Consider the following 24,767-nt stretch of genomic DNA (forward strand, 5'->3'; position numbering starts at 1 on the left):
ATTTTATTTTGCAGTTTTATTTTGTTTTTAGATGTATTCAGTTTGCGGTTTAACACCAATTACAAGAGATACCCTTTCCTTTATTGTAAGAAAATGTGCTCATATGACAGAATATGCCATTCTTGCATTCTTACTTTATAAAACTTTTGTACATAAACAAAATCCATTGATAAAATCGTTTATATTTACTGCTTTATATGCCTGTAGTGATGAATTTCATCAACTCTTTATCGCCGGCAGAGCTGGACAAATAAGAGATGTATGTATTGATTCAACAGGTGCCCTTATTATGATTTTAATCATATATTTTATACTTAAAAGAAAGGACAAAAAGGGGCTGTAACGAATAAATAGTTTTTATTGTTTATTGAAGAGTTACGGCTCTTCTTTTTTTATTTTCAGTTTCTATTTAAAATGAGAATTACTTTTTTCAAAAAGCTGACGCACTTAAAAAGAACTAACCCTTTTCTTAAAAAAAATTTTATGCTAGTTGCTTTCTTCTGTGCTTACCATCTGCTTTTGTTTATGATATTTTCTTATATTATGTCCTATCGCTACCATGATGATTTCTGTTTTTACACCAGAATTTCCTCTTCGATGCATCTTGTCATACTTCTGGTTCATTTTCCAATCTCCAAATGTTCCTTCCGTTTCATTGCTTCTTTGAAACATCAGTTTTATTCCATCTGCACTTTTTACATTTTTTTGAACTTCTTTTTCATACTCTTCCAGCTGAAAGTTATGTACTATCGTTCTTCCTTCTTTTGATTTTGTACATTTTGATTTCATTGGACATCCTTTACATTTGTGACATCTAAAATGCATATTTATTTTTTCATATTCACTTCTGCTGTCCTGTGTTACTTTTTCAAGTTCAAACTCGTGACCGGCTGGACATATGAAGTTTCCTTCTTCTGTTCTTTTCATGTGCTTCTTATGAAACTTATTTTTTTCATTTGTTTTTTCCTGTGACTTATAATATCCTGAATATTTCATATACAGTTCGATATTGTTTTCTTTACAGTAACTGTAGTTGTCATAGCTTCCGTATCCTGCATCAGCCGGTGTTTTCTTTGGCAATCTCCCATAGGCACTTTTATACTTCTCCATGAATGGAATATATGTTCTAAGATCATTTCCGTCACTGCTGATATAGATATTTCTTATATATCCATCACTTACTCCTATTTGAACATTATATCCTGGCTTGAATACGTTTGTGTGATTATAATAGTCATATTTCATGTGCATGAATGTTGCATCCGGATCAGTCTTTGAAAAACTGTTTCGACTTCCTAAAAGCTCCATATGAATGGCATATTCCCATAACTTTATTGCGTGTTCCTTAAGCTCGTCATATAACCTTTGTATGTCGCTTTTTCTTTTTCCTTTTCCATGAACAAATTCGATATTATAATCTTTCATATATCGTTCAATTCCATCAGCAACAGCAAGCATGTATTCTATGCTTGGTTCCTTAAGAAGTGAATAGTTCAAGGCAATATTCTGTTCTGTAAAATATTTATTGATTTTCTTTAGACAGAGTATTACCTTTTTCCATCTTTTAGTTCGATTCCTGATTGTATTTGCACGCCAAACGAATGTGTTCTTATTGGCGTTGGCTTCATATTTGGTACCATCAATACACAAAACATCCGTATTGATAAAAATCTTTGATTCTATGTATTTATTGATTTCATAAAAGATATCCTCAATTGGCATAGTTAGATCATCATGAATAAATCTTTGAAATGCCTGATGAGATGGCTTCTGATTTTGAGCGATAAACATATATCGGATATCGGTCTTACAGAGTTTACTGAGCTTTCTGGTAGAAACATATCCACTGTCGGCCATAGCCAACATGATGAGTTTAAACATCATAACTCCGTCATAGCCATGAGCATTTCTATTAGTGAAGTCGACATACTTAGCAATATTAACCTCCTCAACGACTTCAATAACAGTTCTACAAATATCATCATGAGCAATATCTTTTTCAAAAGACAAATTAAAATTTAATAGCATATATGGTTGATATGCGTTATAATTCTCAATGTATTCTAGTGTTTTCATCGACAACTATTATACCAAAAAAACGGGCTCATGCCCGTTTTTGCGTTATAGAAACTGTTTTTTTAAATTATTTATTCGTTACAGCCCCTTTATATATACTAAATACCAAATAATAAGTCTACATAAGTTGGAATTGGCCAATAAGAATCATCAACTAATTCTTCAATTGTATCCACTGTTTCTCTTAATGATTGCATCATACCGAATACTTCATCTTTCCACATAGTTGCAGTTTCAAAGATTTCAGCATCGCTTGCTTGTGCTTTAGCAATATTATTTTCTAATGTTGTTAATTTATCTTTTGCTTCTTGTAATAAGTTTGCAAGTTTTGTTGCATCATCAGTTAAGAATGCCGCTGGAATACCTGCTTCTTTTGCAGCAATAACTTCTGAAGATACTTTAGCTAAATAATCACAAGCAGCTGGATAAATTTGTGTTTTAACCATTTTAACTGCAGTTAAAGCTTCAACTTGAATTGTTTTAATATAGTTATCTAATAAGATTTCATAACGTGAAGCTAATTCTACTTTTGTATAAACACCTTGGCGATCTAACATATCAATATATTTTGGATCTTTTAAGCATTTTAATGCGTCAACAGTATTTTTGTGGTTAGGAAGTCCACGTTTTTTTGCTTCTTCTTCCCATTCAGCCGAATATCCATCACCATTAAAGATAATTCTCTTATGTTCAGAGATAAATTCTTTAACAACTTCTTCAAATGATTTTCCACCTTCAATAGCATCAGCCATTTGAGTCATTTCTTCAGCTAACATTGCATTTAAGATTGTATTTGGACCAGCTACAGATTGTGCAGAACCTACAGCACGGAATTCAAATTTATTACCTGTAAAGGCAAATGGTGAAGTTCTGTTACGATCTGTATTGTCTTTAGAGAATGTTGGAACAACAGAAACACCTGTATCAAAACGTCCAATTTCTTCATGATCAGATTTTTTACCAGTACAAATATCTTCAACAACTTTATCTAATTCTTCACCTAAAAACATAGAAATGATTGCTGGTGGTGCTTCGTTAGCGCCTAAACGATGATCGTTTCCAGCAGAAGCAATTGACATACGTAAGATTTCAGCATATTCATCAACAGCTTTAATTGTACAAGCTAAAGCAGCTAAGAAAGGTTTATTTTCTTCAGGATTTTTTCCTGGATTAAATAAGTTAATTCCTGTATTTGTAATAACTGACCAGTTATCATGTTTACCAGATCCATTAACTCCAGCAAATGGTTTTTCATGTAATAAACAACGTAAACCATGTTTTTTAGCAATATCTTGAGCAATTTGCATTAATAAATGGTTGTTATCTGTTGTAATGTTAACTTTTGCATAAACACAAGCAACTTCATGTTGTGCAGGTGCTACTTCGTTATGTTTAGTTTTAGATGGAATTCCATATTTCCATAATTCAGTATCTAAATCTTTCATAAACGCAGCAACTTTACGTTTTAAAGAACCAAAATAATGATCTTCTAATTCTTGTCCTTTTGGAGCCATAGCACCAAATAAAGTTCTACCTGTTAATTTTAAATCCATACGTTCTTGATAATATTTATCATCAACTAAGAAATATTCTTGTTCAGCCCCTACTGAAGCAGAAACTTTTGTTACACCTTCAACCCCAATTAAAGGTAATAAACGACAAGCCGCTTTACTTAAAGCATCACATGATCTAAGTAAAGGTGTTTTCTTATCCAATGCTTCTCCTGTATATGAACAGAATAATGTAGGAATATATAATGTTCCATCTTTAACGAATGCAGGTGAAGTACAGTCCCATGCTGTATATCCTCTTGCTTCGAAAGTAGCTCTTAAACCACCTGATGGGAATGATGAAGCATCTGGTTCTCCTTTTCTTAATGTTTTACCACTAAATTCTAAAACAGCTTTTGAACCATCTGGTTCTAAGAATGCATCATGTTTTTCAGCAGTTAATCCTGTCATTGGTGTAAACCAGTGAGTAAAATGTGTTGCTCCATGTTCAACTGCCCAAATTTTCATTGCATTAGCAATAACAGTTGCACATTCTTTTGATAATTCTTCGCCTTTATCAAGCGATTCATGGAATGCTTTATATGTTGATTTAGGAATTCGTTCCTTCATAACATCATCAGTAAAAGCTAGGCATCCATAATCTTCAACTAACTTGTTAAATTCCATCTTTGTGTCCCCCTTATTTAGTATATAAATTATCATTTATATGATGTCATTATACAAACGAAAATATGGGTTGTCAACAACTATTACAAAGTTTTTATCATTTTAATAATTTTTTATTTATTTTATACAAAAAAAGAACTGCTTGCTTATTGAGCAGCAGTTCTTCTAGCTTTTTTTTCTTCTTTTCTTCTTTTCTTTTCCCATTTACGATGAGTTTGATTATATTCTTCAACTTGACAATGGATTCTCTTATTCGCATGAACAACAGCATCAACAAATCCCATTTGATCTTTTGGTGCAACTGTTTGACGAGTTCCATCATCCATATAAATTTCATATGAATGTGCATTTGTAATGATTTTTGTCATTTTAGCAATTGGATCAGTAATTGTTTCACAATTCATTAAGTTGATTTCTTTTGTTTTTCCAATTCTTCTATGAATTTCTAAAGTTCTTCTTTTAACAACATATTTATAAGGTCTGTAACCAAATAAATATCCAATAGCTACAACTCCTAATACAATAACTGCAGGTAAATCACTGAAATTACCTGAAATAATCATATACACTACATAGATTGCATAAAATACACTAAAGTATGCAGCAGGTAAATTTAATTGAACTTTAAATTCTTTTTCAAATGGTGTTAATTCAGCATTTGATTCGACTTTTTTTGATTCCATAAAAACCCCTCTTTAATTCTAAACTTTCAATATTTAATAAATATCAATTTTCTTTAATAAAGTCAACTCATATTCATTAAATATTTTTTTAAAAAATAAGGGACGGGGAATCCCGCCCTTATTCATTATCTTATTTAATTTATCAATATTAAGCTTCTGCAGCTTGTTTGTTTTGGTATTTTTCGTAAGCAATTAAGAATGGTGTGTAGATGACTGTTGATACAACAATTAAAATTGCTTGAGTTACTGCACCCATTGGGCTTGCACCTGTTGCTAAGAAACCAAATACAAGTGGTGGAGTTGTCCAAGGTACTGTTAAACAAGCAACTGGACAGAATCCGATAACTGTTAATACATAACCAATTAAGATAGTTACTAAACATGCAAATACAAATGGAATACCTAAGATTGGGTTTAATACCATTGGAATACCGAATGTAACTGTTTCATTGATATTGAATAAACCTGGAACTAATGATAATGAGGCGATTGCTTTGTTATCTTCACGTTTACCAAAAATCATGATGGCAATTACTAAACCGATAGTTACACCTGAACCACCAAATTCACCACACATTTGTAAGAAATACATATTGATGATGTTTGTTGGTTTTTCACCTTTGTTGAATTTTTCAACGTTTTCAAGTGCTAATGGTGTAAATAATGCTTCTTTTACTGCAGATAACATGTTGTTACCATGAATACCTACTAACCAGAATAACATAATTACTAAATAGATAATCATAACACCTGGAATTGTTGCCCCTACAGCACCTAGTGGACCTTGGATACTGTTTTTGATGACATCATTTAAATATAACCCAGTTAAGTTATAACAAGCTGATCCAATACAAGCAGTTACGATTAAAGTTAAAGTAGCTGGTACTAAAACTTCGAATGCACGCGCAACTCCTGGTGGAACTTGATCTGGCATTTTAATTTTCAATGCATCTTGTTTTTCAAAGAAACAGAATAATTCAACAGCTAATACACCAATGATCATACCAGTGAATAAACCTGTTGCTCCAAGTTCATTACCAGCAACACCAGTAAAAGGATCTTTAGCTCCTTCAATAACATGTGAAGTGTTTGTAACTGATAACCAAGCAGCTAATCCAACTAAACCTGGGATATAACCAGCTTTTTCAGCTCCCATATTCCAAACACCGATTTCTTGGGCGATACCAAGAGTGATACCAACTGTGATACAGCTGATTGTACAGAAGTTAACGGCTTGGAATGCAGGGTTTAAGAAATCTAAAGCCATGATTGGTTTGAAGAAGATACCTAAACCTGTTTGGTCGTTAACTAATACGTTACACCATAAAACCCCAATTGCCCCAGCGATTGTTAAAGGCATGAAGTTTTGGAACGCATTTTTGATTGCAGATAAATATTTGTTTTGACCGCACCATGCACCAGCGCGACCTAAGACATCCGCCATTTTGTCCATAAATTTTTCCTCCCTTAAATATTTTTTTGACACTAATAGTATAATCTATTATGCAAATAAAAGTCAACGTTTTTTTAAATTAAAAGTACCATACTTTTAATTTTAAAAGACATAATTTTTAAAAAAAACCGCATAAAATAAGGGTTTTTCAACGTTTTTGAAAGCGGTTATTTTTTTTGATTTTTTTATTAAAAAAAGAAAACGCTATCATTTAGACAGCGTTTTTTTATGTTTTTTGGCTATTGAACCGTCACTGTTTGAAGTTCAAAATTGTTGTAATGATATCTCGTAAATGAATATTCAAAGATAATCCCACTACTTAAATATGCCGTTTGTTCAACTTCAATATATGGTTCATATTCCTTCAATCCCAAATTTTCTTGTTCTAACGGACTCGATAGATGAGCACGTATAGTTTTATGCGTACTTTGTATCTTTAATTTTAATTCTTTTTCAATATACTGGTATATCGAGCCTTTCAAATGTTCTAGCTTCAAGTTTGGAATAACAGAAATTGGCATATATGTAATTTCCAAACAATACGGTTTATCATCAAATACTCTTTTTCTAATAATATGATAGACAAAGGATCCCTCTTCTATTTGTAATTTTTTAGATATATGCTCATCACTCGGTATAACTGAAAATTCAATAATTTCACTTTTTAATTCACCTTTGCCTTTTAATTTTCGTGTTAAACCCAATCCTGATTGTTTAAGTTGAGTTGCATCTTCTGAAGAAGCATCATAATCTTTTACAAAAGTTCCTGCTCCTCTTCTTCTTACAATCAATCCTTCTTTTACCAATATATCTAAGGCTTTTTTCATTGTTTCTTTATTACAATGATAAGCAACACATAATACATATTCATAAGGGAGTTTTTGTCCATATGTATATTTTTTATCAAAAATCTTACTTCTAATATCATCTGCGATATCAATATATTTAACCATAGACTTTCCCTCCTACCATAACTAAAAATACCATACTTTTCATAAATTTGCACGGACTTTTTAACAAGAGGCCAATTTTTGTGTAAAAGAAAAAACAATCCTAAGATTGTTTAAACTGTGGTAAATAGTCTTTATGCGCTTCAATAAGTTCATCAATAACAATATTAGCATCATGATCACTTTGACATAATGGATTCATATTTAATGCTGTTACAGCTAAATCTCTATTTCCAGTAACAGCTGCCTCACAAACCATTCTTTCAAAGGCCTTCATCATATGTACATAACCACTGATTGGTAATTTTAATTCACCTGTTGCAATTGGTTGAGGTCCATTAGCTGTAATACGACAAGCAACTTCTACAGCACTATCTACTGGTAAATCTTTAATACATCCATTATTTCTAACATCTACATATTGAATATCTCCAGTATTATTATAAATAGATTGAATCAAGTTACATGCTGCATCCGAATATTTTGCTCCACCACGCATGGCAAGTTGTTGAGGTTTTTCTGCTAATTCTTGATGACTATATAATTCAAATAATTCTTCTTCTGTTTTACTAACAACTTCTCCACGTACTGTTCCAGATTTAAATTGTTCTTGTTCTTCTTCTAATTGTTCTTTTGTATAGAAATAATAATTATGATATGGACATGGGATTGCTTTTAAACCTTTAATAAATGATGGTGAATAAGGTAAAGATACAAAGTTTTTCATTTGAATTGTATCTTCTTCACTTAAGTTTGCATATTTATCTAACAATTCTTCAAAACGTGATTCACCATTAACAAAAACATCTGTTGCAAAGATAAAATGGTTTACCCCTTGGATTTCCATTGTTACTTCTTCTTCCTTGGCATTTAACATCTTAGCAAAACCACTGACCATATTGACTGGTACATTACATAATCCAATTGTCTTTTTAAAGTTTGTATATCTTAAAATAGCTTCTGTAACCATTCCTGCTGGATTTGTAAAGTTGATCAACCATGCATCTGGACAAATTTCTTCAATATCTTTGACAATTTCCAAAATAACAGGAATTGTTCTAAAAGCTTTAAACATACCTCCTGCTCCATTTGTTTCTTGACCAATCATTCCATGTGAAATAGGAATTCTTTCATCTTTAATACGTGCTGGTAAACGACCAATACGCATTTGTGTTGTCACAAAATCTGCCCCTTGTAAAGCACTTCTACGATCATATGATAATGTAATTTTCATATCTACTCCTGCTTTTTCAACCATTCTTTTAGCAAGAGCTCCAACTGTTTCTAATTTTTCTTTTCCTTCTGGAATATCTACTAAACATAATTCCTTTACTGGTAATGTTTCATAACGATTAATAAACCCTTCTACTAATTCTGGTGTATAACTGCTTCCTCCACCAATTGTTACAATTTTTACTCCATCTTTTTTCATCTTCGTACCTCCGCTATTTATTATAAAAAACACAAAGAGAAATACAATAAAACTAACTCTAAACTGTACCGATACAGTTTTTATAGTATAATAAAATTGGTGATAAAAAATGAAGAAATATCAAATCATTTCAAAAGATATTGAAAAGAAAATAAAGGCTGAATATAAACAAGGCCAAAAGCTACCTTCTATTAGGAAAATGATGGATTTATATCAATGTAGTCGCTCTACAATTATTTCAAGCTATCAAGAACTTATTGAAAAACATCTTATTTATGTTAAACCTCAAAGTGGTTATTATGTAGCTTATATTAATAATTCCTTAGAAGAATCTCAAAATAAATACTTATTAAATACAGGAAATCCAATTGTTTCAACAACTTCTCTAGTTGATGCTAAACATTGTTTATCTATTGCAATCGATGAATATTCTAAATCATCATTAAATCTATCTTTACAAGGCGTTGAATCTTTACAAGATATATTACCTACTTTTTTAGAAGAATTAGGAATTTACGCTAAAAAAGAAGATATTTTTTTAATTCAAGGAATTACTCAAATGCTTTCTTTTCTAACAACATTTAAATTCAATCATAAAAATACAATTTTAATTGAAGAACCAACTTATAGTTATTATATTCAATTTTTAAAATCTTTAGATTTACCTGTTGAAACAATCAAAAGAGATGAAAACGGTCTTTCTTTAAAACAATTAGAATATTTATTCAAAGAAAAAAACATCAAATTCTTTTATTTAACACCTCGTAATCATAATCCATTAGGTACAACACTCAATACTCAAACAAGAAAAAAAATTGCTTCTCTTGCTTTAAAATATAATGTTTATCTAATTGAAGATGATTACTTTGGACATTGTTCTTTTCAAAGTCATTATTTACCTCTTTATTATTATACTGGTGGCAAAAATTGTATTTATTTAACAAGTTTTACCAAAACAATTCCTTATCTTAGAATTGGAATCTGTGTTATTAATCAAGATTTTAGAACTATTTTTGATCAAATCATTCATCAATCTTATTATTATTCTTATCAGTTGCCTTCTCTTATTTCTCAGGCAACATTAGAATCCTATATTCGTAGTTTACTTTATCAAAAACAAACTCAAAAAATTTATCAAACATTAAAAAAACATTATCAAATTATTAAAAGATATAAAAAAACATGGGATATCAATCTTATTGAAGTTATAGGAGATTATTCAGGGTATTATTTTACTTTAAAAATCAATCAAAAGATTTCTTTAGATCTTTTAGAAAAAGAGTTAAATAAAAAGAGTGTTTATATTGCTAGAAATGAACGTTGTTTTTATCATAAAGAACATTTTAATCATTCTTTTCGTATTAGTTTAGCTCAGGTAACACCTGAACAATTAAAAAAATCGCTTGATATTATCTATCAAACGATTCTTTCATTAATCTAATTGTATTTGTTTTACAATTTCATTATCAAATGTTTTAATTGTAAAACAGTCATTTTCATAAATACCATAACTATTCGTACCTTCTTTAGGCAAAGAAATCGAAGATGGATTTAAAATATAAATACCGTTTTCTTTTTTAGCAAGTGGTTTATGAAAATGCCCATAAATTAAAATATCATTTTCATTTAATAAAGGAAGTTGATCTTCATTAAATAAATGTCCATGTGTCATAAAGAAATGATGTTGATCAACATCCATTAAAGCATAATCACTACGCATAGGAAAATCTAACACCATTTGATCAACTTCACTATCACAATTTCCTCTAACTGCAATAATATCCTTTTTTAAAGGATTTAACAGAGCAATAACCTTTTTACAATTATAATCCTTAGGTAAATCATTACGTGGTCCATGATATAAAATATCCCCTAAAATAACAAGTTTTTCTGCTTTTTCTTCACGATATTTTTCAATTGCCTTATTTGCCCAATAATAAGAACCATGAATATCTGATATAAACATTACTTTCATATAATTACACTCTTCTAATTGTTTTAATCACAACTGGTGTTGTTGGACAATCTTGGAAATTTGTAGGAACATTAGCAATTTGATCTACAATATCTAAACCTTCTGTAATTTTACCAAATGCAGCATATTCACCATCTAAATGAGGTGCTGGTTTATGCATGATAAAGAATTGTGAAGATGCTGAATCTTTGATCATTGTTCTAGCCATAGATAAAACACCTTCTGTATGTTTTAATTCATTGTTAACACCATTGCTTTTAAATTCACCTTTAATAGAATCACAATGTTTTTCTTTAAAGTCTTTAGTATATCCCCCACCTTGAATCATAAATCCAGGGATGACTCTATGGAAAATTAATCCTGCAAAGAAATCTTCATCAATTAATTTTAAAAAGTTTTCTACTGTAATTGGTGCAACTTCAGGATAAAGTTCTCCTTTCATCACATCTCCATTTTCCATTTCAATTTCAATTAATACTTTTTCCATTCTCTAATTCTCCTTATCTACAACGTCTACATCAACAACCTTATTTTCAATAGATTGTTGTTTTTCTTTTTTCTTCTTCTTTAAAAGAAATCTTACTACAAAATAAACAAGTACAACTCCTGCCGCAATTCCAAATAACCAAACAATATTCTTTACTTGATCAAATTGATAAGCTGTTGCTACCACTAAACATAAGTTAATAATATTCATTGATCCTGCTAATTTATATTTTTGATTAACCATAAAATTCAAGGAAAGCGCAGATGAAGCAAATAACCCAACAATAAGCATAACTTCCATACTATGTACCTCCTTGTATCATTCTATCATAATAGAATCATTTTTGTTATATATTATTTAGTATGGGACACTTAGTCCAAAAGTATATTTTTATTTATTTCTTCATGTTATAATTTGGTGAACAACCAAAAAGACGGTAGGCGGTTATCCTTGGTCGCATTGATCGAAGGGCGTATTCTTCGTTTACATAGATATCCTTAGGGAAATATGAAAAACGGAGGTGATGGAAATGACAACTTATGAAGCTATCATGGTTATGTTAGGTACACTAACATTAATGATGTCGATAATAAGTATCGTTATTAAATTACTTCTATATATAATAGAAAATAATGCAAAAAATAACTACCTCACAAAGTTTTGGCGAACATTGAGGTAGTTATTCTACACTAAAAAACCCAAGACGAACCGTTTATCGGTTGTTCTTTTTCATATTTATTATAATTAAATTTTATAAACAATTCAATAAAATCTTATCTATCTAATTTCATATACAATAAAGGATAAGGATTTCCTTCTTCATCTAATTCTGTTTTCTTGTATTTTTTAAATCCCACAGCTTCACCATTATCTACAACCATCAAATGTTCAACATTCTTTAATGCCATTGGAACATATTCTTTAATATGTTCAATTTCTTGTTCATTTAAAAATGTATGTGTGGCTTTTACAGAATCTTCTCAAACATTTACAAGTGTATTTAATAGTTCATCATTTCTATCTTCTATCTCAATTATTTTCATTGATCATTTTCACCCTATTCTCTCTACCCATATTTATCATCGATTTCTTTCACTTTAACTATGATAATATAATTATATGAAATAGCCCTACCAAATAGGTAGGGTCATTTATTTTGTTAATATCTTTTTTTATTTAGCAAATTGTTTAATTGCATTAGCAACAGCTGCTGTCACATCTTTATTGAAGATTTTTGGCATGATATTTTCTTCATTTAAATCTTCATCACTGATTGTATCTGCAATAGCTTTAGCCACAGCTACTTTCATTTCTGGTGTAATTGAAGGAACTCTTGCTTCTAATGCTCCTTTAAAAATACCAGGGAAAGCTAAAACATTATTAATTTGATTTGGATAATCAGAACGACCTGTTCCAACAACTCTTGCTCCTGCTGCTTTGGCTTTTTGATAAGTAATTTCTGGTTCAGGATTTGCCATTGCAAAGATAATTGGATCATTGTTCATTGAATGAACCATTTCATCAGTTACTAGATTTGGTTTAGAAACACCTACAAAAACATCTGCACCTTTTAATGCATCAGCTAATGTACCTTGCATATTATCAGGATTAGTAATATCACATAAAGCACGCTTATGAGGAATAAGTCCTTCTTGTCTATCTTTATATAAAATTCCAAATTCATCCACTGCAATAATTTTACCAACACCGGCTGTATACATCATTTTAATAATAGCTGTTCCTGCAGCTCCTGGCCCATTTAAAACAACTGTAATATCTTTGATATCTTTTTTTGTCACTCTTAAAGCGTTATATAAGGCCGCTAAAACAACAACAGCTGTTCCATGTTGATCATCATGGAATACAGGAATATCTAACATTTGATCTAATCTTTCTTCGATTTCAAAGCAATCTGGAGAAGCAATATCTTCTAAGTTGATTCCACCAAAACATGGTGCAATATTTTTAACTGTTTGAATCAATTCTTCTTTATCTTGTGTATCTAAACAAATAGGTACCGCATTGACATCTCCGAATTTTTTAAATAAAGCAGCTTTTCCTTCCATGACTGGAATCGAAGCTTTGGCTCCAATATTTCCAAGTCCTAAAACAGCTGTTCCATTTGATACAACAGCAATTGTGTTTGATTTTGTTGTATAACGATAAACATCTTCTTCATTTTCAGCAATCTTACGACAAGGTTCAGCAACCCCTGGCGTATAAACAACAGACATATCATCCATTGTATTAATTTCACAATTTAATTCCGTATGTATTTTTCCTTGATGTTTTTCATGTAATTTCAAGGCTTCTTCATAATAATTCATTTTCATCACCCGACACTATTATACCTACAAAATAGACAATTCGTCTAATCTTTTTTATCTAAAACATATCCATGATCCATTGGCCCTTGCCCTTGTCCTAAATCAAGCATTGCTGCAAGTGCTCCTGAAATATAATCCTTAGCCTTTTTAACAGCATTTTCCAAATTTTCACCTCGTGCTAAATAAGAAGCAATCGCACTTGATAAAGTACATCCCGTACCATGAGTATTATTGTTATTAATACGTTTTCCTTTAAACCATTGATAATTACCTTCTTTATAAAGTAAATCATTGGCATCATTGATTTGATGTCCGCCTTTAAGTAATACTGCACAATGATAATGATCTCCAATATATTTAGCTGCTGCTAACATTTCTTCTTCATTATTGATTTTTAATCCTGATAAAACTTCGGCTTCAGGAATATTTGGTGTTAAAACCGTTGCGAGTGGGAAGAGATTTGCTTTTAATGTATCAATAGCTTCATCACTAATAAGTTTTGCCCCACTTGTAGCCACCATCACAGGATCAACAACAATATTACGTGCATGATATTGTTTTAACTTTTCACTAATAGATAAAATGACTTCTTTTTGAGAAACCATTCCAATTTTAACAGCCATTGGATAAATATCTGTAAACACACTATCCATTTGACTAGCCACAAAAGAAGCATCTACATCGTAGATAGCATCCACTCCTGTAGTATTTTGAGCTGTTAGTGCTGCAATAACTGACATAGCATAAACACGATTAGCAAGCATTGTTTTTAAATCTGCCTGAATTCCTGCACCTCCACTACTATCACTACCTGCAATTGTAAGGCAAGTTGGCATTTTATTAGAGATAACTCTTTGAATTTTATCTTTTAACATACAACTTGCTTTTTGGATATCATCACTTCCAAAGATACTTGAAACGATAGCAACACCATCAATAGCAACACCCATAAATTCTAAGATATTCACTTGATTAATACCACCAATAGCAACCACAGGAATATCAACCTTTTGACAAATTTCATTTAATGTTTCCATTGAAATATTTTGTGCATCATCTTTTGTTTGAGTTGTAAAAATAGCTCCGACACCTAAATAATCAGCCCCATTTTCTAAAGCTATTTTTGCTTCTTCATAATTATGTGCAGATACACCAATAATTTTATCTTCACCTAATATTTTTCTTGCTTCTTTTAAATTCAAATCATCTTGTCCAATATGAACCCCATCTGCATCAATTTCTTTACACAATTCAACATCATCATTAATAATCAAAGGAACATGATGTTTTTGACACACACTTTGAACATACAATGCTTCTTGTTTAAATGCTTCATGTGTCATTTCTTTTTCTCTTAGTTGAATCATTGTTACACCACCAAGAATGGCTTCTTCAACTAATTCCGACATTTTTCTTCCTTTTAAATATTTTGAATCTGTTACTCCATACAATAATAAATCTTCTTTATTTAATTTCATCAAATTTCCTTCTTTCTTTACAATATTCTTTTTTATTTCCCTGGAAATAAAAAGAGAGTCCTGTTGAACTCTGTTAACGTTTATATCTCCTACGTTGGCATTATCCAAATCAGGTTATGGGTCTAAGTCAATACTTACTCTCAGCAAAAAGCTCCCCGTTTCCTTTATTATAATTTTTTTAATAAAAATTGTCTATTTTTAATCATATTATTTATGCTTTTGTTCAAACTATAAAAGGAGGTGCTTTCATGAAATTATGTATTACAGCAGGTAACTATCACATTTTTAAATTAATGATTAAAAATCATAAAGATTCTCGCATTCAATTAAAAAACATTCATCCTTTAGATTTTGACCTTGTTTTTGATGTTTATACATCTTTAGATCAAAAAACAGTTATTTCTATACTTAGCCATGAATTACGTTATTCCCCTTTTATGTATCTATGCCCTGGTTTTAAAGTCATTCCTTTAAAAAAACGTCTTCCTCATGGTACAAAAGAATCAACTACTCCTTTAAATCTTTCTTTTAATTGAATAATTTATTTAAAAAAACAGTTTGAAATAAACACTTTATTCAAACTGTTTCTTTTTAATTAATAATTTTTAAAATATCTTCTTCACTTGTTACATTAAAAATATTTAATGTAAGTTCATTGAGTTTTTCTAGCGATGTATTTGTAAGCTTTTCTTCTAAGTTACCTGACAAGTTTCCAAATTTAACTTTGAGTTGTTCTTTTAAAGTATTTTGTTTTTCTTCATATTTTCCTTTTTCAATTCCTATGCTTTCTCCTTTCTTTTCAAATTTTTGAAATAATTGATCCATTGCTTTACACATATTAATTTCATCTCCCTCTGGTAAATCATCTCTTCTAATATTTGTATGCGTAAATGTCACCGCCATCATGAAGCTTTCTGTTTCGATTTTACGATTTTCTCTTAATCCATCATAACTTCCTGCAAACATACTTTGATTAATTTCTACGACATCTTAATATCTTTTGATTTCTGTTGGATCATCTACATTTCCTATCATTGTATCATATGTTTAAAGATAATTCGTCTCACACTTGTCTCATTTCTATTATCATTTTAGCTATCTCTCCTACCCTCTTCAATGGACGGATAGTCCAAAAAAGTTTCCAATAAAAAAACCTACGAAATCATCTCGTAAGTCTTTAAAGAATACATATTATTAAATCCGCTATTAATGAAGCAATACCCGCAATTATAAAAATGATATATAGCTTTTTTGCGGATCATTTTCTAAAATCAATATATGTTTAGGATTATTTTCCTCATACATAATTTCTAAAGAACTCCCTATAGGTAGTTCTTTACCATAACCAATAGAGAGTTTTTGTTTAATTTCATCTCCATGATCATAAAATTGAATTACCGGAAAATAGGAATAAGAAAAACTATCATCACTTTGCATTCTTTCTCTTATATTATCAATTACTTTAGCTAATGTATGAATATTACAATACTTTACTTTCTTTTTATAATTCATTCTTATACCAATTCCTATCATTAAAAAAATACTACCTAATAAAGAAAATATAAGTATTAAGAATAATTTAGGATTTTCTAACATAATTATCACTCCCTTTATTAGGGTTTATCATTAATTAATAATAAATTCTAAAAAAGATGATGTTTTTATAAAGTGGACCCCATGTCAAGGACAATAAATAAAAAAGTACTTAAAATCAAATAGAAATAAATATATCCTCTAGGTATCAAAGACCATGAGGATATATTTTTATGTTGAAATACTATAGATATGTAATTATTAAAAATAATGAATTAAAAATTTCAAAAACAAAAAAATGGAAAACCTTGTTAAAAAGGAATTAGGTGTTGTTGATTATCGTGACTATCTTTTTGAAGATGATCTTTCAATTCTACTGCGTCACTTTCTTGAAAATGCATAGTATCAGCCCCTTTTAATATATTTTATCAATCCAATCAAATCACGTCAGTTGATTTGATTGGATTATGACGAGATATTAAAAGTATGATTAAAAGCTGTATAAATATACTATTTTTCCAATTTAATTTTTAATAAATCATCAACAACATTCTTTATATCTTCACTTATACAATATGCTCTTTTTTCAATGGATTGAGGACAATAAGCATCTTTATTAATACAAATATAAGTTGCATTTTTATTTCTTTCAACAAATCTAAAAAATGGATATTTAATAATACCTGGTGTATTTTGTCCTACACCTAATTCAAGATAAACAATTTTTAAATCTTGATGTCTTCTGATAAAATCTTGATATCTAAGATAAGCTTGATGCCATCCTTCATCTTCAACAAAAGTATCATCACATCTTAAATTCATTGTCATTGGTTTTCCACAATGAGGACAATAAGGAATTAAAGATATAGGAATTTTCATATCCTTTTGTTGTTCAATCATCTTTTTAATAAGTTCTTCATTATCATATGTTTCTTGATGACAAGGAGATGAACATTGAAATAAGCCATAATCTCCTTGTGTATAAAATACTCTTTGTTTATCAAAATTTGCTTTTTGAAAACAATGATCCACATTAGTTGTTAAAACAAAATAATCTTTATCTTTAACAAGTTGAAAGAGTTTTTGATATAAATCTAAATGATCTACATATCGATTGTAATAAACTTGTCTTGACCACCAAGCCCAATATTCTTCTAAAGTATCATAAGGATAAAAACCTCCTGAATACATATCATGAATTCCATATTTTTCTTCAAAATCACTAAAATACTTATTAAATCTTTCTCCTGCATATTCATATCCAGCAGCCGTAGAAAGTCCTGCACCTGCTCCAATAACAATAGCATCCGCTTCTTGTATTTTAGCGTAAATATCTTTCATAGATGTCTCGATCTTCGTCTTTGAAAACATTAAAAATCACCTTCTTTATACTTGTTTCATTTTTTAAATACTCTTTAACTGTTTTGATAGCAATCTTTGTTGCAAATTCTTTAGGAAAATGAAATTCACCTGTCGAAATACAACAAAAAGCAATACTTTCTAAATGATATGCATCTGCAAGTTCTAAACAACTACGGTAACATGATGACAGTAATTCTTCATCTTTTTTGGTTACAGTAGAATAAATAATCGGACCTACTGTATGTAAGATATAACGACTTGGTAAATTATAAGCTTTAGTTATTTTAGCTTTTCCTGTTGCTTCTTGTTTTCCTTGTTTTTCCATTATTTGATAACAAGCATATCTAAGTTGCATTCCAGCATAAGTATGGATACAGTTATCAATACAACGATGATGAGGAATATAGCATCCTGTCATTTGACTATTAGCAGCGTTGACGATTGCATCACATTTTAAAGTTGTAATATCGCCTTGCCACAAATAAATACCTTCTTGGATAGGTTTTAAATCATGAATATCTACAATCCCTTTTTCTTTAAGCTCTGTTTGTAAATACGCATCTTGAATATGATAAAACTCACTTTTTATTTTTTTAGGTTCTCGAACATTCATCAAATCCCTCAATAAAAGTTTTTGTGAACTTTCATTTTGAGGAATTTCAATATGACGATATTCTTCTCTTTCATCAAGTAATTCTTGAATCAAATATTTTCTTCTTTCTTCTTGGTTCATCTAAATTCCCCTTTCTATCGCACGAACAGGACATATTTCTAGACATCTTCCACAACTTAAACAATGTCTTTGATCAATTTTTACTTTTTGATCAACATGAATACATTTTTGTGGACAAACATCTAAACATTTTAAACATCCAATACATGTATCATTAATAAAATATCCTGTTTCTTTTTCAATACTTCCAATTGTAAATGTTTCTTTAATAATACTACTAGGATCAGTAATATCAAAATATTCACCTGTTGCTTCATATAAACAAAAGACTTCTAATATATCTCTTGTATTTTCAGGATAAATTTTTTGCATATAAGTATTTTTTAGAAAGATTTCATCTAAATACGTATGATGTATACATTTAACTTTTCCTTTTAAAGAAATTGCTCTTTTATCTTTTAAAGCAGTTAATGACATATAATTTTGTTGAATAAGTTGTTGATAAAAAGTTTTCCCTTTAGCCGTTAGAAAATACACACCTTCTTTATCATAGAGCATCATATCAATAGCTCTTGTTTGTGGATATCCTTGTTGATCTAATGTAGCAACAACTGTTGAATGAAATTCATCCACTAACATCTTTAAATAGTTCATCTCTTGCATACCTCTTTTCTTTTATTTATAATAGTATATATAATATACTAAGTATCTTTTAGATACTAAAGGAGATAAAAATGGAAAAACAACAATTACCTGCTTGCCCAGTTGAAACAACCTTAACCCTTATTAGTGATAAATGGAAAGTCTTGATTTTAAGAGATCTTCTTCCTGGTACTAAACGTTTTGGTGAATTGAAGAAATCAATTGGTCACGTTAGCCAAAAGGTTTTAACAGCCCAACTTAGACAAATGGAACAAAGTGGTTTATTAACACGTACTGTTTATCCTGAAGTTCCCCCTCGTGTTGAATATTCTTTAACGGAACTTGGTTACAGTTTAAAACCTATTTTAGATGCGATGTCTACTTGGGGAGAAAATTATAAAGAAAATTATTATCAAGAATAAGACTCGTTTTTAGAAACGAGTTTTTTTACAAAGTCATTAGCTGGATTCTTAAAAATATTTTCAGGAGTATCAAATTGTTGAATTTGACCTTGATCCATAATTAACACTTTTGTTCCTAATTTTAAAGCTTCTTGAATATCATGAGTCACAAATAATATTGTGATCTTTTTTTGTTGATATATTTTTAAGAGTTCATCTTGTAATTGTCTTCTAGTAATTTCATCAACAGCTCCAAATGGTTCATCCATTAATAAAATATCTGGTTGATTCGCTAAGGCTCTAGCAATACCTACTCTTTGTTGTTGACCACCTGAAAGAGTATGGGGATATTTATCTTTAAATCTTGAATCTAATTGTACTGTTTCTAACCATTGATCTACGATTTGATCCATATTTTTTGTTTTCTTTTCTAATTGTAAAACATAGGCTATATTTTGTTTCACTGTTAAATGAGGAAAAAGTACACTTCCTTGTATCACATATCCCATATGTCTTCTTAATTGAATAAGATCTTGTTCTTGGATATCTTGTCCATGAACTTTAACATGTCCACTTGTAGGTTGAATTAAACCGTTGATCATTTTTAATACCGTTGTTTTACCACTACCTGATGTTCCAATAATTGTTATAAATTCACCTTGATCTATAGATAAATTAAAATGATTTAATACTTCTGTTTGTCCATATGCTTTTTTTATATCTTTTAATTCAATAATAGCTTCCATACTTACTCCTTCAATAAATTTATTTCTTTCAAATAATTTCTCGCAACTTCTCTTGGTTCTTTTCCTTGACTTTCTACTAAATCATTCATCTTTGCCATTTGTAAATCATCTATTTTATAAGCTAATTGATTCAAAACCTTCTTTAATTCAGGATGATCTTTTAAAACTTCACTTCTTACAACATTTCCACATAAATAAGAAGGATAAAAATGTTGATCATCTTCTAAAACAACAATTTGATCATTAGAAAGTTGTCCATCTGTCGTAAAGATTGTCATCACATCAACTTGACCTTGATTAATTGCTTGATATTTTAAACCAATGTCCATATCCATTGTTGCTTTAAATTGATAATTATATGTTTTACATAAAGCATCATAACCATCTTCTCTTTCAAAAAAATCATACTCTGCACCAAATGTTAATTGACTTGCAATAGCACTTAAATCAGAATAAGTTTTAATATCATACTTTTCAGCAATTTCTTTTCTAATAGCTAAACCATATGTATTATTAAAACCATACATACCACACCATTGTAGATTTCTTTTTTGATACTCTTTTTGAAGTTCATCAAATTGACTTTCAAAATATGTTCCTTTTTTCTTTAAAACAGCATTCCATCCAGTTCCAGTATATTCGGGATAAAGATCAAATTCACCTTTTTCAATAGCAGGTTCAATATTAGAAGTTCCACCACCAACACCTTGTGTAACTTCTACATTTAAATCAGTTTCTTGTTCGATATAAATATCTAACATTTCACCTAATATATATTGTTCTGTCATTGGTTTTGTTGCAATTTTAATTGTTTCTTTTTGAGGTTTTACTAAAAGACCTGCAAAAATAGAAATTATTAAAACAATTAAAATGATTGCTTTTTTATTGATTTTTTTTGAATGATGTTGAATCCTTTTTTCAACGATTGCAAACAGACCATCTACAATTAATGCAAGCAAAGCAATAAGTAAACTTCCTACTAGTGTCATTGCTGTATTATTCGTTGTAATTCCTCGATAGATGGCTACCCCTAAACCTCCTGCACCAATAAAAGAAGCAATTCCTGCAAGAGCAATCGTCATAATAGCCATACTTCTAATTCCTGCCATAATTACTGGAAGAGCTAAAGGAAACTTTATTTTCCACAAAACTTGAAAACGTGTACTTCCTAAACCTGTCGCTGCTTCAATCATCTTTTTATCGACTTGTTCCATTCCGGTATAGGTATTTTTTACCATTGGTAAAAGAGCATAGATGACAAGTGCAATAATAGCTGTTGTATTTCCAACTCCCGAAAGGGGAATTAAAAATCCTAACATTGAAATAGAGGGAATAGTATAAACAAAATTGATAATACTCATGAATGGTTTTGAGATTTTTTTATACTCACTCATGAATATTCCAATTAAACCTCCTATTAAAATAGCTAAAACAATACTTATAAAAGAAATTTGTAAATGTTGATATAAAAGATTTATAAAGAATTCTTTTCTTTGAATAAATAATTGAACTATTTCTAACATGATTTTCTCCTTTCTATTGCTTGTACAGGACATTTTTCATAACATAATCCACAATGTAAACAATGTTCTTGTTGAATTTGATAATTTGAAATACATTGTTGTGGACAATTCTTTTGACATAAGCCACATTGAATACATTGATTACTAATGATAAAACCTTTAGGTTTTATCTCTTTATTCATTGCAAAACTTTCTCTATAAATAGGTTCTTTCCCTAAATCAAAGAATTCTAGTTCACCTTCTTCAAGACAAAAGGCTTCTAAAATATAACGACTCTCATTTGGATAAACATTATTCATTGATAAATTATGTTTAAAAATACGATCTATCCAATATTTTTGATTTTCTAATCGTTTAACAGGTCCATTTAAACGAACCATTTGGTACTCTTCATTCATTCCTGTAATTGCAACATATGGATGATTTTTTAATTGTTTATAAAAATCTTTTCCTCTTGCTGTACAAAAATATAATTTATTATCTTCAACCAACATCACATCTATAATTCTTACTTGTGGTTGATTCTTTTCATCAACGGTTGCAAAAGCAACATCTTTGATTTCTCTTAAAATATTTAAACAAGTTGAAACATTCATTGTTGTGCCTCCTTTTTCGTTTTTCATTATAATTTCATTTCTAATAAAAAAAAGTACGCACAATATTGTGGTATAGTTACCATTTGGTAACCAATAGTAGTATTTAAAGTTATTTTCAATTATAAAAAGTTTTTTTAAGCATTTTATAGAAGATACATATTTTTTAGTTAGGAAAGAAAAAATGTTACAATCTTAAATGATTCGTAACATTCCCTTTAATATTTTTTATATACTATAAAATATTAATCTATCACTATCGTATATACACCACGATCAAAATTAGGATTAATTCTTACATCTATTTTTCTATCTTTTTTACTATTTTTAAAAACAATTTTCATAAGATATTCGATTATCTTTTCTCTATCCTCTTTAATTATCGGTAACTGAATAGTAATTATCTGATCATTATTATTCTTAATAATATTAACTAATTCTCTTGAATTACCAGCATACCTATTTATACGCTTATAATAATCAAAACATTTATTACACTTATGAACATTAAATAATGATTTTCTATCATTTAATTCAATGTCACATAAATTGAAATAATCATATCTATAATCATGTATACTTAAATTAAGATCAAAAGTAACATCTATATTATACCAAACACTTTCAATATAAATAACATTCCAAGCATGATATTCATCTGGTTTATTATCTAATCTTCCAATAACAAACCCAGATTTAATATTTAATCGATCACATAAGTATTTAAATGCTTTACTAATTCCCTCGCATACACCTATTCCAAATAAGAATACTCCTGCCATTTCATGGCTATAAGGAGCATCTAAATCTTTATATGTTACCTTATTTACCAAATAATCATGAATTATTTGTTCCTTAGCTATAGCTGTATGTCTATAGCACTTAGCTAATATTTTAGACACTTCTCTTTCAATTGCGTCATTTATTATATTAATTCTTTTTTCAGAAAATCTATATATTGGTTCTATCCAATATCCATTTAAAGAAATAATAAACTCGATTGTTTTAATATAATAGATTTCAGGATGATCATATGTGATGAATTCAAAAATATCATATATTCTATCTTCATCATAGTCAGGTATCTCAATAATTACTTGATGATTTATAAAGCCTTGATACATAGATCTATATATATTACGCTCAATATCTTCCATCATTTCATAATAATACTCATAAATCATAATAATTCTCCTTTTGGTATTCTAAAATTATTGTCTAACAATAAAGTGTATACTTCCATAATTACTCATCCTAAAATTCTATTTCTTCATCATCAATATTTTTTAATATTTCCTTTGTTATATCTTTAAATTTATCTGTAAAATCAAATGGTTTATCAGGCATTTTAACTTCTATACCATCAATAAAATATTTATATTTTATATATTTAGATAATTTTTCTTGAATAAACTTCCAATCAATAGGTTTATAATATGTCTCTTCTTTTCTTAAAACATTACAAGAAGTATTAATAAAACAAAGTAATGTTTTATCATCATTACATCGTTTAGAAGAATAATCATTTAGATATAAATTAAATTGTTTTTCAAATTGCTTAATTTCTTGTTTGTTTAAATCATAATGATTTAAAAACATATCTACAAAATTAATATTCAACTTTACTTGTTCTTCAGCTAAAATCGGTGGCACAAATTGTTCAAGTAAACCTTCAGTTAAAAGTATAAAAGCAGCTACATTACTTACTTTAGAAAACTCCCAATATTCGCTACCAAAACATAGAGAAACTACATTTCCACCTTCATCTCTTTGTTGAGTAGTAACCATATCATAGCTGCCATCATATAAACCAACTATTAATCCTGAATCACCTGATTGACCAAAAAATAAATTATCACCATCATAAATAGCTGTACATAACGTACAGTCATATTGTTCAATATCATGGTTATTTCTTCTAGCAACTTTAACTACTTGCATATATGATTTAATATATGCTTGTTTTAGTAAAGCTAAAACTTCAACATCAGACATATTATTTTTATAATTATTGTATAAATAGTTAACAACATAATTTGTAGCTACTTTACTAGCTATATCACTATGAATTTCAAAACCTAAACCATCAGCAACAGCAGTAAATATTATTCCATCCTTCTCTTTCATATAATAAGCATCCTGTAAAACAATATTACGTTGCTGATGATATGTTCCTTGCATACAAACTTTATAATTTAATATCATATTTTATTTCTCCTATATATTCAATTGTTAATTTACTTCTTTCTATTACTT

Annotated in this window: 26 protein-coding genes, 1 pseudogene and 1 riboswitch; of the genes and pseudogenes, 4 read left to right on the forward strand and 23 right to left on the reverse strand. The window is 29.3% G+C overall.

Annotated elements, in window-relative coordinates; translation table 11 throughout:
• Positions 1-31 precede the first annotated feature (31 nt).
• Positions 32-343 carry a VanZ family protein gene (locus tag ACLVEP_RS04360; RefSeq protein ID WP_412583084.1) on the forward strand — a complete coding sequence of 104 codons (312 nt, stop codon included), beginning with the start codon at positions 32-34 and terminating at the stop codon, positions 341-343.
• Between the two features lie 143 nt (positions 344-486).
• Here ACLVEP_RS04360 and ACLVEP_RS04365 read toward each other — a convergent pair whose 3' ends face one another.
• The 6 genes from ACLVEP_RS04365 to ACLVEP_RS04390 form a co-directional block, all read right to left on the reverse strand.
• Positions 487-2,076: an IS1182 family transposase gene (locus ACLVEP_RS04365; protein ID WP_412582448.1), complete on the reverse strand. Its 1,590-nt coding sequence runs from the start codon at positions 2,074-2,076 to the stop codon at positions 487-489.
• A gap of 98 nt (positions 2,077-2,174) precedes the next feature.
• Positions 2,175-4,253, reverse strand: a complete 2,079-nt coding sequence (locus tag ACLVEP_RS04370; protein WP_412583085.1) for a glutamine synthetase III — start codon at positions 4,251-4,253, stop codon at positions 2,175-2,177.
• A 146-nt stretch (positions 4,254-4,399) separates the two neighbouring features.
• On the reverse strand, positions 4,400-4,936 hold the full coding sequence (locus ACLVEP_RS04375; RefSeq protein ID WP_412583087.1) for a hypothetical protein: 537 nt from the start codon (positions 4,934-4,936) through the stop codon (positions 4,400-4,402).
• Positions 4,937-5,084: 148 nt separating this feature from the next.
• On the reverse strand, positions 5,085-6,389 hold the full coding sequence (locus ACLVEP_RS04380; RefSeq protein WP_412583089.1) for a PTS sugar transporter subunit IIC: 1,305 nt from the start codon (positions 6,387-6,389) through the stop codon (positions 5,085-5,087).
• Positions 6,390-6,628: 239 nt separating this feature from the next.
• Positions 6,629-7,342: a GntR family transcriptional regulator gene (locus ACLVEP_RS04385; protein ID WP_412583091.1), complete on the reverse strand. Its 714-nt coding sequence runs from the start codon at positions 7,340-7,342 to the stop codon at positions 6,629-6,631.
• A 100-nt stretch (positions 7,343-7,442) separates the two neighbouring features.
• Positions 7,443-8,771: a 6-phospho-beta-glucosidase gene (locus tag ACLVEP_RS04390; protein WP_412583092.1), complete on the reverse strand. Its 1,329-nt coding sequence runs from the start codon at positions 8,769-8,771 to the stop codon at positions 7,443-7,445.
• A 109-nt stretch (positions 8,772-8,880) separates the two neighbouring features.
• Here ACLVEP_RS04390 and ACLVEP_RS04395 point away from each other — a divergent pair, with 109 nt between their 5' ends.
• Positions 8,881-10,212, forward strand: coding sequence for a PLP-dependent aminotransferase family protein (locus ACLVEP_RS04395; protein WP_412583095.1), 1,332 nt, complete (start codon positions 8,881-8,883; stop codon positions 10,210-10,212).
• Here the strand turns inward: ACLVEP_RS04395 and yfcE are convergent.
• The 7 genes and pseudogenes from yfcE to thiE all read right to left on the reverse strand — a co-directional run.
• Positions 10,204-10,746 carry a phosphodiesterase gene (gene yfcE, locus ACLVEP_RS04400; protein WP_412583097.1) on the reverse strand — a complete coding sequence of 181 codons (543 nt, stop codon included), beginning with the start codon at positions 10,744-10,746 and terminating at the stop codon, positions 10,204-10,206. The two genes, ACLVEP_RS04395 and yfcE, sit on opposite strands and share 9 nt — an antisense overlap.
• Positions 10,747-10,750: 4 nt before the next feature.
• Complete coding sequence (locus ACLVEP_RS04405) at positions 10,751-11,233, reverse strand: peptidylprolyl isomerase (RefSeq protein ID WP_106988298.1); 483 nt, start codon at positions 11,231-11,233, stop codon at positions 10,751-10,753.
• A 3-nt stretch (positions 11,234-11,236) separates the two neighbouring features.
• Positions 11,237-11,533, reverse strand: a complete 297-nt coding sequence (locus tag ACLVEP_RS04410) for a hypothetical protein (RefSeq protein ID WP_412583099.1) — start codon at positions 11,531-11,533, stop codon at positions 11,237-11,239.
• 473 nt (positions 11,534-12,006) lie between these two features.
• Positions 12,007-12,141 carry a hypothetical protein gene (locus ACLVEP_RS04415; RefSeq protein WP_412583101.1) on the reverse strand — a complete coding sequence of 45 codons (135 nt, stop codon included), beginning with the start codon at positions 12,139-12,141 and terminating at the stop codon, positions 12,007-12,009.
• 264 nt (positions 12,142-12,405) lie between these two features.
• Positions 12,406-13,560, reverse strand: a complete 1,155-nt coding sequence (locus ACLVEP_RS04420; protein ID WP_412583103.1) for an NADP-dependent malic enzyme — start codon at positions 13,558-13,560, stop codon at positions 12,406-12,408.
• Between the two features lie 44 nt (positions 13,561-13,604).
• Positions 13,605-14,396 carry a bifunctional hydroxymethylpyrimidine kinase/phosphomethylpyrimidine kinase gene (gene thiD, locus ACLVEP_RS04425; RefSeq protein ID WP_412583147.1) on the reverse strand — a complete coding sequence of 264 codons (792 nt, stop codon included), beginning with the start codon at positions 14,394-14,396 and terminating at the stop codon, positions 13,605-13,607.
• A 57-nt stretch (positions 14,397-14,453) separates the two neighbouring features.
• Positions 14,454-15,038 (reverse strand): annotated as a pseudogene (thiE, locus tag ACLVEP_RS04430) (thiamine phosphate synthase); the annotation flags it as partial.
• Between the two features lie 70 nt (positions 15,039-15,108).
• Positions 15,109-15,206: riboswitch (TPP riboswitch) on the reverse strand.
• Between the two features lie 80 nt (positions 15,207-15,286).
• Here thiE and ACLVEP_RS04435 point away from each other — a divergent pair.
• Entirely contained in the window at positions 15,287-15,574 is a 288-nt protein-coding gene (locus tag ACLVEP_RS04435) for a hypothetical protein (RefSeq protein ID WP_022001422.1), read from the forward strand.
• Between the two features lie 55 nt (positions 15,575-15,629).
• On the opposite strand, the gene ACLVEP_RS04440 is transcribed toward ACLVEP_RS04435, so the two are convergent.
• The 5 genes from ACLVEP_RS04440 to ACLVEP_RS04460 all read right to left on the reverse strand — a co-directional run bounded on the left by ACLVEP_RS04440 (position 15,630) and on the right by ACLVEP_RS04460 (position 19,260).
• Positions 15,630-16,004, reverse strand: a complete 375-nt coding sequence (locus ACLVEP_RS04440; protein WP_412583105.1) for a DUF4351 domain-containing protein — start codon at positions 16,002-16,004, stop codon at positions 15,630-15,632.
• 261 nt (positions 16,005-16,265) lie between these two features.
• Positions 16,266-16,634 carry a hypothetical protein gene (locus ACLVEP_RS04445; RefSeq protein ID WP_412583106.1) on the reverse strand — a complete coding sequence of 123 codons (369 nt, stop codon included), beginning with the start codon at positions 16,632-16,634 and terminating at the stop codon, positions 16,266-16,268.
• A gap of 447 nt (positions 16,635-17,081) precedes the next feature.
• Positions 17,082-17,912 carry an SIR2 family NAD-dependent protein deacylase gene (locus ACLVEP_RS04450; protein WP_412583108.1) on the reverse strand — a complete coding sequence of 277 codons (831 nt, stop codon included), beginning with the start codon at positions 17,910-17,912 and terminating at the stop codon, positions 17,082-17,084.
• Complete coding sequence (locus ACLVEP_RS04455) at positions 17,893-18,666, reverse strand: protein-ADP-ribose hydrolase (protein WP_412583110.1); 774 nt, start codon at positions 18,664-18,666, stop codon at positions 17,893-17,895. The genes ACLVEP_RS04450 and ACLVEP_RS04455 overlap by 20 nt, the downstream gene beginning before the upstream one ends.
• Positions 18,667-19,260 (reverse strand): 4Fe-4S binding protein, encoded by a 594-nt coding sequence (locus tag ACLVEP_RS04460; protein WP_412583112.1) that lies wholly within the window; start codon positions 19,258-19,260, stop codon positions 18,667-18,669.
• Between the two features lie 80 nt (positions 19,261-19,340).
• On the opposite strand from ACLVEP_RS04460, the gene ACLVEP_RS04465 reads away from it, so the two are divergent.
• Positions 19,341-19,670: a winged helix-turn-helix transcriptional regulator gene (locus ACLVEP_RS04465; RefSeq protein WP_118470743.1), complete on the forward strand. Its 330-nt coding sequence runs from the start codon at positions 19,341-19,343 to the stop codon at positions 19,668-19,670.
• Here the strand turns inward: ACLVEP_RS04465 and ACLVEP_RS04470 are convergent.
• The 5 genes from ACLVEP_RS04470 to ACLVEP_RS04490 all read right to left on the reverse strand — a co-directional run bounded on the left by ACLVEP_RS04470 (position 19,661) and on the right by ACLVEP_RS04490 (position 24,716).
• Positions 19,661-20,395, reverse strand: a complete 735-nt coding sequence (locus ACLVEP_RS04470) for an ATP-binding cassette domain-containing protein (RefSeq protein ID WP_412583114.1) — start codon at positions 20,393-20,395, stop codon at positions 19,661-19,663. The two genes, ACLVEP_RS04465 and ACLVEP_RS04470, sit on opposite strands and share 10 nt — an antisense overlap.
• Before the next feature lie 2 nt (positions 20,396-20,397).
• Entirely contained in the window at positions 20,398-21,918 is a 1,521-nt protein-coding gene (locus ACLVEP_RS04475; RefSeq protein WP_412583116.1) for a glycine betaine ABC transporter substrate-binding protein, read from the reverse strand.
• On the reverse strand, positions 21,912-22,514 hold the full coding sequence (locus tag ACLVEP_RS04480; RefSeq protein ID WP_412583118.1) for a 4Fe-4S binding protein: 603 nt from the start codon (positions 22,512-22,514) through the stop codon (positions 21,912-21,914). Before ACLVEP_RS04480 ends, ACLVEP_RS04475 begins: the two co-directional genes overlap by 7 nt.
• Before the next feature lie 242 nt (positions 22,515-22,756).
• On the reverse strand, positions 22,757-23,695 hold the full coding sequence (locus ACLVEP_RS04485; RefSeq protein WP_412583120.1) for a transglutaminase domain-containing protein: 939 nt from the start codon (positions 23,693-23,695) through the stop codon (positions 22,757-22,759).
• A 70-nt stretch (positions 23,696-23,765) separates the two neighbouring features.
• A complete protein-coding gene (locus ACLVEP_RS04490) occupies positions 23,766-24,716 on the reverse strand; it encodes a protein phosphatase 2C domain-containing protein (protein ID WP_412583121.1) in 951 nt (316 codons plus the stop codon).
• Positions 24,717-24,767: the final 51 nt, after the last annotated feature.

Source organism: Faecalibacillus sp. (assembly GCF_047023275.1).
In the GTDB taxonomy this organism is placed as follows: domain Bacteria; phylum Bacillota_I; class Bacilli_A; order Erysipelotrichales; family Coprobacillaceae; genus Faecalibacillus.

Coding starts and splice junctions, on each gene's coding strand:
- yfcE (WP_412583097.1), bottom strand. CDS start 10,746: ATGAAAGTAATGTTTATATCAGATATTCATGGTTCTTATTATTGGGCA.
- ACLVEP_RS04475 (WP_412583116.1), bottom strand. CDS start 21,918: ATGTTAGAAATAGTTCAATTATTTATTCAAAGAAAAGAATTCTTTATA.
- ACLVEP_RS04435 (WP_022001422.1), top strand. CDS start 15,287: ATGAAATTATGTATTACAGCAGGTAACTATCACATTTTTAAATTAATG.
- ACLVEP_RS04420 (WP_412583103.1), bottom strand. CDS start 13,560: ATGAATTATTATGAAGAAGCCTTGAAATTACATGAAAAACATCAAGGA.
- ACLVEP_RS04380 (WP_412583089.1), bottom strand. CDS start 6,389: ATGGACAAAATGGCGGATGTCTTAGGTCGCGCTGGTGCATGGTGCGGT.
- ACLVEP_RS04370 (WP_412583085.1), bottom strand. CDS start 4,253: ATGGAATTTAACAAGTTAGTTGAAGATTATGGATGCCTAGCTTTTACT.
- ACLVEP_RS04470 (WP_412583114.1), bottom strand. CDS start 20,395: ATGGAAGCTATTATTGAATTAAAAGATATAAAAAAAGCATATGGACAA.
- ACLVEP_RS04460 (WP_412583112.1), bottom strand. CDS start 19,260: ATGAACTATTTAAAGATGTTAGTGGATGAATTTCATTCAACAGTTGTT.
- ACLVEP_RS04365 (WP_412582448.1), bottom strand. CDS start 2,076: ATGAAAACACTAGAATACATTGAGAATTATAACGCATATCAACCATAT.
- ACLVEP_RS04465 (WP_118470743.1), top strand. CDS start 19,341: ATGGAAAAACAACAATTACCTGCTTGCCCAGTTGAAACAACCTTAACC.
- thiD (WP_412583147.1), bottom strand. CDS start 14,396: ATGCCAACTTGCCTTACAATTGCAGGTAGTGATAGTAGTGGAGGTGCA.
- ACLVEP_RS04450 (WP_412583108.1), bottom strand. CDS start 17,912: ATGAAAGATATTTACGCTAAAATACAAGAAGCGGATGCTATTGTTATT.
- ACLVEP_RS04385 (WP_412583091.1), bottom strand. CDS start 7,342: ATGGTTAAATATATTGATATCGCAGATGATATTAGAAGTAAGATTTTT.
- ACLVEP_RS04390 (WP_412583092.1), bottom strand. CDS start 8,771: ATGAAAAAAGATGGAGTAAAAATTGTAACAATTGGTGGAGGAAGCAGT.
- ACLVEP_RS04490 (WP_412583121.1), bottom strand. CDS start 24,716: ATGATATTAAATTATAAAGTTTGTATGCAAGGAACATATCATCAGCAA.
- ACLVEP_RS04440 (WP_412583105.1), bottom strand. CDS start 16,004: ATGTTTGCAGGAAGTTATGATGGATTAAGAGAAAATCGTAAAATCGAA.
- ACLVEP_RS04455 (WP_412583110.1), bottom strand. CDS start 18,666: ATGAACCAAGAAGAAAGAAGAAAATATTTGATTCAAGAATTACTTGAT.
- ACLVEP_RS04415 (WP_412583101.1), bottom strand. CDS start 12,141: ATGGCATTAAAGAATGTTGAACATTTGATGGTTGTAGATAATGGTGAA.
- ACLVEP_RS04360 (WP_412583084.1), top strand. CDS start 32: ATGTATTCAGTTTGCGGTTTAACACCAATTACAAGAGATACCCTTTCC.
- ACLVEP_RS04445 (WP_412583106.1), bottom strand. CDS start 16,634: ATGTTAGAAAATCCTAAATTATTCTTAATACTTATATTTTCTTTATTA.
- ACLVEP_RS04410 (WP_412583099.1), bottom strand. CDS start 11,533: ATGGAAGTTATGCTTATTGTTGGGTTATTTGCTTCATCTGCGCTTTCC.
- ACLVEP_RS04395 (WP_412583095.1), top strand. CDS start 8,881: ATGAAGAAATATCAAATCATTTCAAAAGATATTGAAAAGAAAATAAAG.
- ACLVEP_RS04405 (WP_106988298.1), bottom strand. CDS start 11,233: ATGGAAAAAGTATTAATTGAAATTGAAATGGAAAATGGAGATGTGATG.
- ACLVEP_RS04485 (WP_412583120.1), bottom strand. CDS start 23,695: ATGATTTATGAGTATTATTATGAAATGATGGAAGATATTGAGCGTAAT.
- ACLVEP_RS04480 (WP_412583118.1), bottom strand. CDS start 22,514: ATGAATGTTTCAACTTGTTTAAATATTTTAAGAGAAATCAAAGATGTT.
- ACLVEP_RS04375 (WP_412583087.1), bottom strand. CDS start 4,936: ATGGAATCAAAAAAAGTCGAATCAAATGCTGAATTAACACCATTTGAA.